13 protein-coding genes are annotated in these 13,044 nt (G+C 69.1%); 9 read left to right on the top strand and 4 right to left on the bottom strand.

What is annotated here, in order from left to right:
• Window positions 1-18 precede the first annotated feature (18 nt).
• The 3 genes from DPV79_RS14425 to DPV79_RS14415 form a co-directional block, all read right to left on the bottom strand.
• Window positions 19-1,752 carry an ABC transporter permease gene (locus tag DPV79_RS14425; protein WP_113045702.1) on the bottom strand — a complete coding sequence of 578 codons (1,734 nt, stop codon included), beginning with the start codon at window positions 1,750-1,752 and terminating at the stop codon, window positions 19-21.
• 295 nt (window positions 1,753-2,047) lie between these two features.
• Window positions 2,048-2,497 carry a CBS domain-containing protein gene (locus tag DPV79_RS14420; RefSeq protein WP_113045749.1) on the bottom strand — a complete coding sequence of 150 codons (450 nt, stop codon included), beginning with the start codon at window positions 2,495-2,497 and terminating at the stop codon, window positions 2,048-2,050.
• A gap of 131 nt (window positions 2,498-2,628) precedes the next feature.
• Entirely contained in the window at window positions 2,629-3,069 is a 441-nt protein-coding gene (locus tag DPV79_RS14415) for a hypothetical protein (RefSeq protein ID WP_208866723.1), read from the bottom strand.
• A 406-nt stretch (window positions 3,070-3,475) separates the two neighbouring features.
• Between DPV79_RS14415 and DPV79_RS14405 the strand changes: the two genes are divergently transcribed.
• Window positions 3,476-3,691 (top strand): hypothetical protein, encoded by a 216-nt coding sequence (locus DPV79_RS14405; RefSeq protein ID WP_021159358.1) that lies wholly within the window; start codon window positions 3,476-3,478, stop codon window positions 3,689-3,691.
• 325 nt (window positions 3,692-4,016) lie between these two features.
• On the opposite strand, the gene DPV79_RS14400 is transcribed toward DPV79_RS14405, so the two are convergent.
• Complete coding sequence (locus DPV79_RS14400) at window positions 4,017-4,898, bottom strand: endo alpha-1,4 polygalactosaminidase (protein WP_113045700.1); 882 nt, start codon at window positions 4,896-4,898, stop codon at window positions 4,017-4,019.
• A 315-nt stretch (window positions 4,899-5,213) separates the two neighbouring features.
• Here DPV79_RS14400 and DPV79_RS14395 point away from each other — a divergent pair, with 315 nt between their 5' ends.
• The 8 genes from DPV79_RS14395 to DPV79_RS14360 all read left to right on the top strand — a co-directional run bounded on the left by DPV79_RS14395 (window position 5,214) and on the right by DPV79_RS14360 (window position 13,043).
• Complete coding sequence (locus DPV79_RS14395) at window positions 5,214-6,365, top strand: acyl-CoA dehydrogenase family protein (RefSeq protein ID WP_059817327.1); 1,152 nt, start codon at window positions 5,214-5,216, stop codon at window positions 6,363-6,365.
• A gap of 39 nt (window positions 6,366-6,404) precedes the next feature.
• A complete protein-coding gene (locus tag DPV79_RS14390; RefSeq protein ID WP_027792286.1) occupies window positions 6,405-6,809 on the top strand; it encodes a thioesterase family protein in 405 nt (134 codons plus the stop codon).
• A 23-nt stretch (window positions 6,810-6,832) separates the two neighbouring features.
• Window positions 6,833-7,822 carry an NAD(P)H-dependent flavin oxidoreductase gene (locus DPV79_RS14385; RefSeq protein ID WP_113045699.1) on the top strand — a complete coding sequence of 330 codons (990 nt, stop codon included), beginning with the start codon at window positions 6,833-6,835 and terminating at the stop codon, window positions 7,820-7,822.
• A 40-nt stretch (window positions 7,823-7,862) separates the two neighbouring features.
• On the top strand, window positions 7,863-8,999 hold the full coding sequence (gene pheA, locus DPV79_RS14380; RefSeq protein ID WP_113045698.1) for a prephenate dehydratase: 1,137 nt from the start codon (window positions 7,863-7,865) through the stop codon (window positions 8,997-8,999).
• Window positions 8,996-9,676: a hypothetical protein gene (locus DPV79_RS14375; protein WP_113045697.1), complete on the top strand. Its 681-nt coding sequence runs from the start codon at window positions 8,996-8,998 to the stop codon at window positions 9,674-9,676. Before pheA ends, DPV79_RS14375 begins: the two co-directional genes overlap by 4 nt.
• Window positions 9,673-10,188 (top strand): shikimate kinase, encoded by a 516-nt coding sequence (locus DPV79_RS14370; protein WP_425267358.1) that lies wholly within the window; start codon window positions 9,673-9,675, stop codon window positions 10,186-10,188. Before DPV79_RS14375 ends, DPV79_RS14370 begins: the two co-directional genes overlap by 4 nt.
• A gap of 162 nt (window positions 10,189-10,350) precedes the next feature.
• Entirely contained in the window at window positions 10,351-11,799 is a 1,449-nt protein-coding gene (locus tag DPV79_RS14365) for an efflux transporter outer membrane subunit (protein ID WP_113045696.1), read from the top strand.
• Window positions 11,796-13,043, top strand: coding sequence for an HlyD/EmrA/EmrK family protein (locus DPV79_RS14360; RefSeq protein ID WP_060061276.1), 1,248 nt, complete (start codon window positions 11,796-11,798; stop codon window positions 13,041-13,043). The genes DPV79_RS14365 and DPV79_RS14360 overlap by 4 nt, the downstream gene beginning before the upstream one ends.
• Window position 13,044: the final 1 nt, after the last annotated feature.

The raw sequence follows: 13,044 nt of genomic DNA, 5'->3' as shown, positions 1-13,044 counted from the left end.
AATGGATCGGGCCCGGACTCAATCGAACCGCGTCCTGCGCTCGGCGAACGCATACATCGGGCGCCACACGAGCCGGTTGGTCGCGATCACGAGCAGCGACATGACGGCGACACCGAGCGCGATACGCGGAAAGTCACCGGCGCCGGTCATCTGCGCGATATAGGCTCCCAGTCCGCCGGCATTCAGGCGCGTGCTGCCCCAGCTCACCGCCTCCGCGACGATGCTCGCATTCCATGCGCCGCCGGACGCGGTGATCGCGCCCGTCACGAAGTACGGCAGCACACCCGGCAACATGACGCGACGCCACCAGGTCACCGGCCGGACCCGGAAGCATGCCGCCGCTTCGCTCAGGTCGGCCGGAAACGCGCTCGCTCCGGCGATCACGTTGAACAGCACATACCATTGCGCGCCGAGGATCATCAACAGCGGCAGCCAGACATCGGGGGCGAGCCGGTAGCGCACGATGACGAACACCGCGACTGGAAACAGGAGGTTGGCCGGAAACGCGGCGAGAAACTGCGTGATCGGCTGGATGCGGGCGGCCACGCGCGGTCGAAGACCAATCGCAATGCCGATCGGCACCCAGATCGCCGACGCGATCACGACCAGCACCGTCACGCGAACGAAGGTGAGCGCCCCTTCGCTCGCCACGACGCGCAAGTCCGTCCAGGTCAGCGCCGCGCGTTCGAGCCGGAACAGGACAACCGCCGCATACCCGCCTCCCGCCGCGCACAGCGCGAACCAGAGCGCGTCACCCGCGTGCCGCGGCAGCGCCATCCGGCCGCGCCACGGCCATGCGGCCCCGGGCAGCCGCGCACGCGCCGCGCGGCGCAACAGCATGCCGACCGGGCCGCCGGCACGGGCCATCCATCGCGACCGGTGGAACAGGTCGAGCATCCAGCTGCGCGGCACGACCGCGGGCACGGCATCGCCATGGCGAAACCGTTCCGACCACGCGACCAGCGGCCTGAACAGCAACTGGTCGTACAGGACGATCGCGACGCTCATCGCGACGATCGCCCAGCCCACCGCGGCCAGGTCCCGGTTCGCGATCGCCTGCGCGACATAGGCGCCCACGCCCGGCAGGTCGACGTGCAGGTCGCCGACCGCGATCGCCTCCGATGCGACCACGAAGAACCAGCCGCCCGACATCGACATCATCGCGTTCCAGACGAGACCGGGCATCGCGAACGGCACCTCGAGGCGCCAGAAGCGCTGCCATGCGGACAGCCGGAAGCTGCGGCTTGTTTCGTCGAGATCGCGCGGCACCGTGCGCAGCGACTGGTAGAAGCTGAACGTCATGTTCCACGCCTGGCTCGTGAAGATCGCGAAGATCGCCGCACATTCGGCGCCCAGCATCCGCCCCGGAAACAGCGACAGGAAGAACAGCACCGTGAACGACAGGTAGCCGAGGATCGGCACCGACTGCAGCACGTCCAGCAACGGAATCAGCACCCGCTCGGCCGACCGGCTCCTGGCCGCGGCGGTCGCGTAGACGAACGTGAAGGCAAGCGATGCGAGCAATGCCGCGAACATGCGCGAGACCGTACGCAGCGTATAACCGGGCAGCGCCGCGGGGGACAACGAGATGGCCGGGGGATGCGCGACGGCGAGCGGGCCTGCCATCTGGTGCGCCGAGATGCCGGCCAGGATCAGGAACCCGATGACGATCAGCACCGCGGCGAGATCCCGCCAGCCCGGCGCGGGCAGCGTCCAGCGCCCACCGCGCAATACCTCCGCATGGTGCTCCACGGTGCCCCTCCCGGCCGATAATGGCGGTTCATCTTCAGGGGCGGGCGGGACAGTCGCGTTGACCTGCGTCAACCGTCCCGCGGCAGCCGGCCCGGGTCGCGCCGACGGATGCGGGCGCGGTCGGCGTTCGGAAGATGAACGTGTCCGAATGCTTCAGATCGACACGGGCCATGCCGCTGCCTGAAACGTCCGGCGCCGCTTCGCGCGCGGCCGCCAATACCCGGTGGGGCGCGGCGACATGCCCGCACGCGCGGTCGCCGCGGACACGCCGCGGCGGAACGCGATGCACGCCGGATCAGTCGCGTTGCTTCTCCTCGAAATACGGCTGACGCGCCGCCACGAGGCGCAATTCGTCGAGCAGCGCCGCGGCCACGCGAAGCAGGTCGTCGAGCGAGACGATACCGACCAGTTCGCCGTCGTCGCCGACGACCGGCAACCGGCGCACGCCGTGCTGACGCATCCGCTTCGCGAGCAGCCAGACATCGTCGTCGACATCCGCGACGGCGACGGGCGCGGACATGATGTCGCCGACGAACAGCGCGTCGGCCTCCGCGTCGGGGCCGACCACGGCAAGCACGATGTCCCGGTCGGTCACCATGCCGATCGGCTTGCATCGTCCTTCCTGTTCAAGGACGACGACCAGGTCGCCGGCATGCGCGTCACGCATCCTGGCGGCTGCCTCGACGACGGTCGTCCGTGCGGGGCACGTCGCGACATCGCGGGTACAGAGCATCGCAGCATTCATGTTCGTTCTCCCGGGCGGGGCGAAGCGGATCATCGGCGCGTGACGCGATCGGTTCCCGTCGCCATGCGCGCCCGTTCGCATCCGGTGAAAACAACGGTAAATCCGGCCGTGCAACCGGAAATTGATGCAGGTCAGCGCGGTGCGCCGTGCGGCGTTCCGCGCAATGCCGTGGCCGTTGCCGTCCGGCGCGCGGCCGTGAAGCCGGCGTTGCCGTCGCGGCCGGGGCGATCGCACTCGGCGAAGCGCGACACGATCCGGCAGCCGTCGTCCGACAAGCGCGGGGGAGCCTCCACAAGCGACGCGGCATCCAGTCGCACGAGGCCGCGATCGACAAGACGGCGAAGGTCGGCGGGGTCGCCCTGCTGGCATCGCGGCTCGCTGGCGAGCACCATCAGGATCGCGATCTCGTGGGGACTCAGCAGCCGGTCGCCATCGGCGTCGGCGTCGACCGGACGATTCCGGTGTGGCGCGACGGGCAGCGTGATGATCCGGGGATTCGACGTGTGCGCAAACAGGGAAGGCATGATGGAGGCCCGTATCATGAACGTGAAGACGCGGACGGCATGGTGCATGTCGGTTCCCGATCGAGAGCGACACGCGCAAGCCTTCATCTTCGCTCTTGCAGCACAAGCGGTCTTGACGCAGGTCAGCAAGTGCACGCACGCGCCCCTCACTACCGGCGATTCATCTGACGCGATGCCATCCGGAGATCCGCTTTGCGTGTCTGTCAGGAACACGTCAATTTGATCGTTTAGCCTTTGGTCGGCAGATCGGAACGCCACGGTAGCGTACGTATCTTCACGTCGGCCGCTCGGACTCCCGCTCGTGGTCCCATGTCGTCCGCATGTCGTCCACGTAGCACTCCGCATCATCCGGTTTTCTCCGGAGAGACCGAACGCCGTATCCGGCTTGCATGAAATCAATGCGTCGCGGTCATCCGGAATCCATCATGAATCACCGTCCTGAAGAGGTCCATGCATGAACCGGTACTACGAAGTCGAACGCGAGCTCGCCCATATCGAAGGATCCATTCGACTGCTCGAACAGGCACGGGGCGACTTCCATAAAAAGACGTCGATCAGCGATCCCGCATACTGGCGTGCAAGACTGCACGCGGTCAGGGCGACGGCCGAGCAGAACAAGACGCTGCTGCGCCGCGCCGACGAAATCCTCGCACGGCTCGATCGGTTCTGATCCTCGCGCACCCGGTCCGCCTGCATTCCCGATACGTGACGATCGACGATTCGGGCAAGATGCGTGCGGCACATGGGGCGTGCCTCGATCAATCCGGCGAAGCGCCCGTATAACGCGCACCATCGAGTGCGGATCGGCCCGAACCATCGTGCTTGACCTCCATCAGCGCGCCGCTGCGGCATCGCTCACAGATTGCAAGGAAGCGCGCAAAACGATTCGCACTGCGAAACGTATCCAACTCTCCGGCGGCTTCTCGTCCATCCGCGATATGGCATGACCTGATCGAACAGCAACGCCAATGGTGACGTACGTGGAACGTTGCCGCTCACTCGAACCGGCAGGCCGCGCGCGGCAGCGCCGAAAGCGTGTCGCTCGACAGTTTCAGAATGCCGTCGAACCCGGCCTGGTTGTCCGCCGGGCAGAACGCCGCGAGCGTCATGCCGTCCGGGCGTGTGTACTCGACATTGAACACGGCCTTGTTCAGCGCGATGAAGCTCGCGTAACCGCCGCACTCGTGGAACCTGTTGCATTGCTCGTTGAGCGCCCAGTCGGCCACTTTCGCCATCGCGGCCGCGATACCCGAGCCGTTCTTCAGGCCCATCGACATCCCGCGATCGTGCGCGGCGGCGATCAGCGCCGTGTTGTACCGCAGTTGGTCGTCGCGCGTCAGCGGAAAACCCGTTTCCTGGCGATAGCTGTCGTCGAGGTCCGGCTCGATGCCGTCGCAGCCCTTTTTCTTCGCCATGTCGAGACGCGCCAGCATCAAGGGCATCAGGATCGCGGTCTGTCGAATGTCCAGCCAGCGTTCGTGATCCTCGTATCCTTCGACGGGGTTACCGAGCACGCTGTCGGGAAACCGGCCGGCATCGCCACGGGTGTCTTCCCGCCCGCCCACCTCCATGTAGCACACGACGGTGATGCCCTTCGCCTTCAGGCGCTGGATCGTACCGGCATCGGTCAGCTCCATGTCGACGTCATACATCTTGCGGGCGTTGTTCACGCCGTCCAGCACCTTCTCGTTGATCGGGTTGCCGTCGATCTGCCATTGCCAGCTCGTGCCGGGCACGAGCGGCTTCCACGCGGCGGCTTGCGACGCGCGCGCCGAAGCCGCCGCGACCGGGCCGCCCGGCACCGACGAATCCGAGTCGCCGCCGCACGCCGCAAGCAGCAGCATCAGCACGAATGAAGCGAGTGATCTTGCGGACATGGCGAATCCTTTGCCTGTTGGCGGCTCGTCAGGATGCGAGAGTGCGAGGGTGCGAGGGAGTCACGTGCAGCGGAATGCAGGCGATGCATCTGCCGATCGCGCAGTGGTGCGGGAACGCGCGAAGCACGTCCGGATGGTAGGCGGGAACACCGCGCCCATCTGTTCCGATTTGTCGATTTTTGTTTGCGTGGCGGGCCGGCGTTGTCCGGAAACGCACCGTCATCGCCGATGAGCGATTGCGAAAAATGACAGTTTCTCCGTCCCGGGGTTTTGGATAGATTGGCCATACCGCATCCGCATCGCCTCAGGGACACCATGAACTTCGAAGCCACCCCCGATCAACGCGCTGCCGCCGCCACCTATCGCGCCATCGCGCTGCGTCACTTCGCGCCGTCGCCGCGCCGCGGCTTCGACTGGGCAACCTGGCGCGCGCTGTCCGAAGCAGGCCTGTGGCGCACGCTCGTCGCCGGCCGCGACGCAGGCGCGGACGCGTCGTTGAACGTGTTCATCGCCGCGTTCGAGGCGATCGTGACCGCGACGAGATCCGTCGGCTTCGCGATGGCGCTGGCGAATCAGGCGACCGTGATACGCGCGCTGCTGCTCCACGGCACACCGGCGCAGCGCGACCGTTTCCTGCCGGCCCTGACGTCCGGCGCGGTGGCCGCGACCGCCATTTCCGAAAAAGGCACCGGCACCGAAATCCGCGCACTGCAGAGCCGCGTCACGCTGGACGGCCAGGATGGCCGCCTCGACGGTCACAAGTACAACATCAGCCACGCCCCGGACGCGGCACTGATCCTCGTCGCCGCGAGCGCCACGCACGACGGTCGCCCCGGTACGGCGCTGGTTCTTCTCGATCCGCAACGCGCCGGCGTGACGCGCACCGCGCCCCAGGAAACCCTGGGCGTCGCCGATCTGCCGATCGGCGACATGACGTTCGACGGTGTTCCCGTCGGCACGGACGATTTGCTTTGCAGTCCCAAGGATGGATTGCGCGTGCTGATGGACATCGCGTCGATGAACCGCGCGTTGTTCGGCCTGCTGTGCGCGGACGTGGTCGGGCCGTTCCTCGACGACGCACTCGCGTATGTCGGCGAACGCGGCGCGCTCGGCGTGACGCTCGACAAGCATCAGCATGTCCAGCGGCGGCTCGTCGACATTCACGTCGGTGCGGAGCGCTCGCGCTGGATGGCACTCGCCGCGCTCGACCAGTTGCGGGCGGGCGACCCGTCCGCGCTCGCCAGCTGCTCGATTGCGAAACTGGGCGGCGCCCGCGACCTGACCCAGGCCGCGCTGCACCTGCTCGCGATCTACGGCAGCGACGGTTATCGCCGTGGCCCGCTCGCGACCTTCGTTGCCGACGCACTCGCCATGGGAACCGCGGGCGGCACCGAAGAGATGCACGCGCGCAACATCTTCAGCCAGATGCAGCGACGCGCGACGGCCTCGCACATGCACGCGGCCTGAATGCTCGATTTTTCGTTTCTCATCCCGAAGGAGTCTGCCTTGACCATCCAACCCGGCCTCCGTGCCCGTGCCACGCACCGCGTCGATACGATTTCGCTTGCAGATCAATGGGGCGGCGAAGCGCACGCGCTTGCCAGCCCGATCATGATCATCTTCATCGAGCAGACCTGCATGCAGGCAACCGATCACCTGCTCGGCTCCGACCTGATGACGGTCGGCTACAACTTCGAGATCAAGCATCTCGCTCCGACGCCGCCCGACTGGGAAGTCACGGTGGACGCCGAGCTGATCTCCGTGGAAGGCCGGATGATGACCTACAAGGTGTCGGTTCGCGATGCGGCCGGCGTCGTCGGCGAAGGCATCCATACACGCTGCGCGGTCGGTCGCGACAGTTTTCACGAGCGGCTTGCCGAGCGCCGCGACCGCGCACCGGTCGCGCAATGAGCACCACTGGAGGAGACACCCCGATGCGCCCGACGCCGCTGCACGACCTGCGCCTGCCGCTGATCGCGTCGCCGATGCTGATCGCCAGCTACCCCGAGATGGTGCTGGCGCAGTGCAAGAGCGGGATCGTCGGCGCCTTTCCCGCGCTCAATGCACGACCGAGCGCGCAGCTCGGCGACTGGATCGATCGCATCGACGAGGAACTCGCCGCGCACCGTGCCTCCCGTCCGGATGCGTGCGTGGGGCCGTACGCGGTCAATCACATCTGCCATCAGACCAACACGCGGCTCGAAGCGGACTTGCGGATCTGCATCGACCGGCGCACGCCGATCCTGATCACGAGCCTGCGCGCGCCGCCGCGCGAGATCGTCGAAGCCGTGCACGCCTACGGCGGTGTCGTCCTGCACGACGTCACGACCGTACGACACGCGGAAAAAGCGCTCGAGGCCGGTGTCGACGGCCTGATCCTGGTCGCGGCCGGAGCGGGCGGCCATGCCGGCACGCTGTCCCCGTTCGCGCTGGTGTCGGAGGTGCGCCGCCTGCACGACGGCTTCATCGCGTTGTCCGGCGCGATCGCCACCGGCGCGGCCATCGCGGCGGCGCTTGCACTGGGTGCCGACTGCGCGTACATGGGCACCCGCTTCCTCGCGTCGCACGAAGCCAACGTGGCGCAGCGCTACAAGGACACGATCGTCGAGGCCACCGCCGCCGACATCGTCTACACCGATGCGTTCAGCGGCGTGCACGGCAACTATCTGCGCCAGAGCATCGAGGCCGCGGGCATGGACGTCCGCAACCTGCCCCGCAGCGAGCACGCGCGCCTCGATTTCTCGCCCGAATCCGGCGCGCGCCAGTGGCGCGACATCTGGGGCGCCGGCCAGGGCGTGGGCTCGATGGACACGGTGCTGAGCGTCGAGCAGATCGTCGCGCAGCTCGAGATCGAGTACGGCGTCGCACTCGAACGCGTGCGTCACGAGTCCGCCCGCATCGGCCGGCACGCCCCCGCGCACTGACCGGGCACCCGCTTTCTTTCGCTACCTCCACGGTACCGTCATGACCCTCACCGCCACCGCCTCGCCCGCTCACGATCCGGTCGCGCTGCAACGCGCGCAGATCGATGCCATCGACCAGGAACTGCTCGCGCTGATCGCGCGCAGGATGCAGCACGCCGCCGCGATCGGCCAGTTCAAGGCGCTCGACGGCCGGACGATCCGCCAGCCGGCCCGGGAAACGGAAATCGTCGCGGGGCTGTGCGCCCGGCCGCACGGGCTGCTGCAGGCGCGCCACGTCGCGGCGATCTGGCACACGCTGTTCCGCGTCAGCCGCGAGTTGCAGCAGGTGCCGTCGGTCGCGTTCCTCGGCCCGCCGGGCACCTTTACCGAGACCGCGATGCAGCGCTACTTCGGCGCCCCGATCCGTCCACAGGCGTGCGACACGCTCGAAGCGACGTTCGCCGCACTGGCGGCCGCGAACGTCGACCATGCGGTGGTGCCGATCGAGAACTCGACCGAAGGCACGGTGACGCGCGCGATCGACCTGCTGGCCGACGCAACCGCTCCGGTGGTCGGCGAGATCGTGCTGCCGGTCGCGCACTGCCTGCTGAGCGCATCCGGCACGCTCGAAGGCGTCGACTGCGTCCTCGGCCATCAGCAGGCGCTGGCGCAGTGCCGCGCGTGGCTCGATGCGCATGCGCCGCAATTGCGCCGCGTGCCTGTCGCGAGCAACGCCGCGGCTGCCCGCGAAGCAGCGAGCATGACGGATTGCGCAGCGATCGCCGGCGAACGGGCGGCCGATCGGTACGGACTGCGTATCGTGGCGAACGCGATCCAGGACGAACCCGGCAATCGCACGCGCTTTCTCGTCCTCGGCGGGCCGCCGGCGGAGCCGACAGGCCACGACCGCACCAGTCTCCTGCTGAAGCTCGACGATACGATCGGCGCGCTCGCAGGCGTGTTCGATGCATTGGCGCGGCACCGGATCTCGGTGCTGTGGCTCGACGCGCGTCCCGGCCGCGCCGCCGGATGGGCGTACCGCTTCTTCGTCGACATCGACGGCCATCAGGACGACGCGCATGTCCGTGCCGCCCTCGACGACATCAGGACGACCGCCGCCGACCTGCGAATCCTCGGTTCCTACCCGCGCGCGCCGTTCGTCGATGCCGGCGCCGTTGCCGAGCCGAGCGCGACATGAGTGCCGCGTCCGCCGATACCGCCGTCGCGCGCCGGGTGCGGGCCATCTGCGACGGCCACGACGATCGCCTGCTGGTCCTGCTCGGGGTCGTGCCGCCGTCGCTGCGTCGCGACACCGGCGCTTGGCTGCGTGCATTGCGCGCGGACTACGAGGACGAGCTGGAGTTGCTGACGCATGTGCAGCGCGTGGCCACGCCGCACGTCGACGACGATGCGCGGGCCGCGCTGCTTCGCCGGCTCGGCAGACTGCGGCTGCCGACGGCGTTGGTCGTCGATACGTCCGCGACGGCCTATGGCCGCTGGTGCACGCGGAACGGCGCCACCGCACACGGCTGGCGGCTGCTGGAAACCGCGCGCGGCACAGCGCCCGTCGGCGGCGTACTCGTGCCCTGGCGCGACTGCCTCGCGGCACCCGCGACCTCGCGCCGCGTGCTCGCCGATTTCGGCCATGCGTGGGCCGGCATCGATACGAGCGTCGCCATGCTGACCGACGCGCTGCTTGCGAACGACGTGCAGGTCGGGGGCATCGCGCTGGGCGATCTGCTCGCGCAACCCGGTGCCGCGCCCGTATCGCCCGCAAGGATGACCGGCGTCCTGGACCGCCTCGCCAATACGGTGCGCCTGCGCCGTATCACGGCGGCGACGCGCCGGACGCATTCGCTGCGGAGCCGGCTGTGACGGCAGCGCACCATCCGCGCATCGCGTTGATCGGCATGCCCGGTGCGGGCAAGACGACGATCGGCGCGGCGCTTGCGGCGGCACTCGACCGCCCGTTCGCGGATTCCGACCGGGAGATGGAGCAGCGCTTCGGCGCCCCGCTTGCCATGCTGTTCCCGCTGCCGACGTTCCGCGCCCGCGAAGCCGGCGTCATCGATGCGCTGTCGCAACGCGACACGCTGATCCTCGCCACCGGCGGCGGCGCGGTGCTGCGCGACGACACCCGCGCGCGCCTCAAGGCGCGCTGCCACGTGATCTACCTGGTCAACGACATCGACGCGCTGTACCGGCGCACCGCGCGCGATCCCGCGCGCCCGCTCCTTGACGTGCCCGATCCGCGCGCCGTGCTGGCCGAGTTGCAGCGGACGCGCGATCCGCTGTATCGGGCCTGCGCGCATCGCCTGCTCGACACGCGCGGCGCGTCGATCGACGAAATCGTCGCGGCGGCCCTCGCCGAATCCGCGTCCGCCTGACGGTCGCGCCCATGCGCGCGGCTTCCCCGCTCCCGGTTCCCTTCCCGCCCCGTCACGGGCGCTCCCCACTGCCATTTCTGACAGTTGCTCCTTGTTTGAGAATATCTAAAGATATATTTTTAGATAGTCTGAATTCGTCAACCGGACTCGTGGAAACCGATCATGTCCAAGTTTCTTGTCTCGACTCGAAGATGGGGTCCGATCGCTACGGCAGCCGTGACGGCGGCCGTCATGGCCGGTTGTGCCCCGTTCGGCCAGCAGCCGGACCAACAGAAGATCACCCCGGTCGAACAGCTCGACCCGGGCCTCGCACTTCACGCGGCCAAGGGTCAGGCCGACGTGGACGCGCAATGGTGGCGCACCTTCGGCGATCCGCAGCTCGACCGCGTGCTGGCCGACGCGCTCGCGGGCGCGCCGTCGCTGAAGGCCCAGCGCGCCCGGGTCGACGAGGCGCTCGCGCAAGCCGACGTCAGCGCGGCGGATTCCCTGCCGCTGCTCGGCGCAGCGGTCAGCGCGACGCCGACGCGGCTGCCGCGCAGCTACACCACCCCGCCCCCCGCCGCAGGCCACTGGCAAGTCAACGCGCAGGCGCTGCTGAATGCGTCGTTCGATCTCGACGTTGCCGGGCGCCTGCGCGCGCTGACCCGCGCCGCGACCCTGCGCGCCGGCGAGCAGCAGTCGCTCGAGCGCGCGGCAACCGTGTCGTTGCAGGCCGCGCTCGTCGAAACGTACCTGCAGCTCGCGCTCGAGCTGCAACTGCTCGACATCGCGAACGATACGCTGCGTCAGCACGATTACCTGCTGCGCCTCACCCGCCAGCGTGAAGCGGCGGGACTCGACATGCCGGTCGCGGTCGCGCGTGCCGGCGAGCCGCTGCCGCTCGCGCAGGCCGATGTCGAGCGGCAGCGCGCGGCCGTCGCGCTGCTGCGCCACCGGCTCGCGGCGCTCGTCGGGCGCGGGCCCGGCTATGCGGACACACTCACGCCGTCCCCCCGCGTGCTGCATGCCGTCACGCCGTTGCCCGCGACGCTCCCGGCCGCGCTCGTCGGGCGCCGGCCCGACATCCTGGCGGCCCGCTATCGCGTCGAGGCCGCGTCGGCCGACATCGACGCGGCCCGCGCGGCGTTCTATCCGGACATCAACCTGATGGCGTTCGCCGGCGTGCAGAGTTTCGGCTTTCGCGCGCTGCTTCACGGCAGCAGCGGCACGTTCGGCGCCGGCCCCGCGATCACGCTGCCGATCTTCGAAGGCGGCAGGCTGCGAGCCGGCCTGCGCGCGCAGACCGACGCGTACAACGCCGCCGTCGCCGACTACGACGACACCGTCGTCAACGCGCTCGCCCAGGTCAGCGACTCGCTCGTGCAGCTCGACGCGCTGGCGAGGCAGCGTGACCTGAATCGCGATGCGCTGGCACGCGCGCAGCAGACCTACGACATCGAGACGCGGCGCTACCAGAAAGGCATTTCCGGCTACCTGGACGTGCTGCTGGCCGAAACCCGGCTGCTTGAGGACCGCCGGTCGGTCGCTCGCGCCGATACCTCACTTGCCGTCGAGCACGTCCGGCTGATCGCCGCGCTCGGTGGCGCAACGAACCCCGGAGCCCAACAATGAATCGCACCGACACCCCGCCGGCCGCCGCGCCGGCCGCCGCGGGCGCGGCGTCGCCCCCGCCCGCCGAACCGGCGCTGCGCACCACGCGGCGCCGCTACTTCCGCTGGTTCTTCATCGCGCTCGCCCTGGCCGCGCTGGCCGGCGGCTACTGGTGGGTCACGTCGCGCGGCACCGAGACGACCGACGACGCCTACGTGACGGGCGATGTCGTGCAGGTATCGCCGCAGGTGGCGGGCACGGTCGACACGATCATGGTGCAGAACGCCGAATGGGTCCGTGCCGGCGATCCGCTGTTCCGCGTCGATCCGACCGATGCGAAGCTCGCGCTCGACGACGCCGTTGCACAGCTCGCCCATGCGGTGCGCGAGTACCGCACTGCGCATGCCGACACGGCGCGCGAGGCGGCACAGATCCTCCAGCGCAAGGCCGAGCTGTCGAAGGCCTCCGACGACCTGCAGCGGCGGCTCGGCCTCGCGCAGGACGGCGGCGTATCGCGCGAGGACATCCGCCATGCGCGCGACGCGATGACCAGTGCGTCCGCCGCGCTGGACGCGCAGCAGGCCGCATACGACGCATCGCGTGCCCGCGTCGACGGCACGTCGATCGACTCGAACCCGCTGGTGCGCGCCGCGGCCGCGCGGGTGCGCAGTGCGGCGCTCGCACTGCGCCGCACCGAAATCCGCGCGCCGCTGGCGGGGCTCGTGACACGCCGTGTCGTGCAGGTCGGGCAACACGTCACGCCCGGCGCGCCGGCCATGGCGCTCGTGCCGCTCGACCATGTGTGGGTCGAGGCCAACTTCAAGGAATCGCAGCTGCGCGGCATGCACGCCGGGCAGGCCGTCGAGCTTCGCTCGGACCTGTATGGCTCCGACGTCGTGTTCCACGGCCGCATCGAAGGCGTCGAGGCGGGCACGGGTTCGGCATTCGCGTCGGTGCCCGCGCAGAACGCGACCGGCAACTGGATCAAGGTCGTGCAGCGCGTACCCGTGCGGGTCGCGCTCGATCCCGGCGAATTGCGCGCGCACCCGCTGCGCATCGGCCTGTCGATGAACGCATCGGTCGTGCTCGGCGACGGCGCGCCCGGCACCGCATCGGCCTCCGTGCGCCCCGCGCCGGCCGCCGCCCGGCGCCCGATCGACGCGACGTCGATCTTCGATGACGATGCCTCGTCCGGCGACGCCCTCGTCAACGACACGATCCGCGCGAACGACGGCGCCGCCGTGCGCCGCGCGCCGGGAGCCTGAG

Origin of the sequence: Burkholderia reimsis (assembly GCF_003294055.1) — a bacterium.
Classification (GTDB): domain Bacteria; phylum Pseudomonadota; class Gammaproteobacteria; order Burkholderiales; family Burkholderiaceae; genus Burkholderia; species Burkholderia cepacia.
Note: the sequence above shows the minus strand (reverse complement) of the source record. Positions and strands in the feature narration are given on the sequence as shown.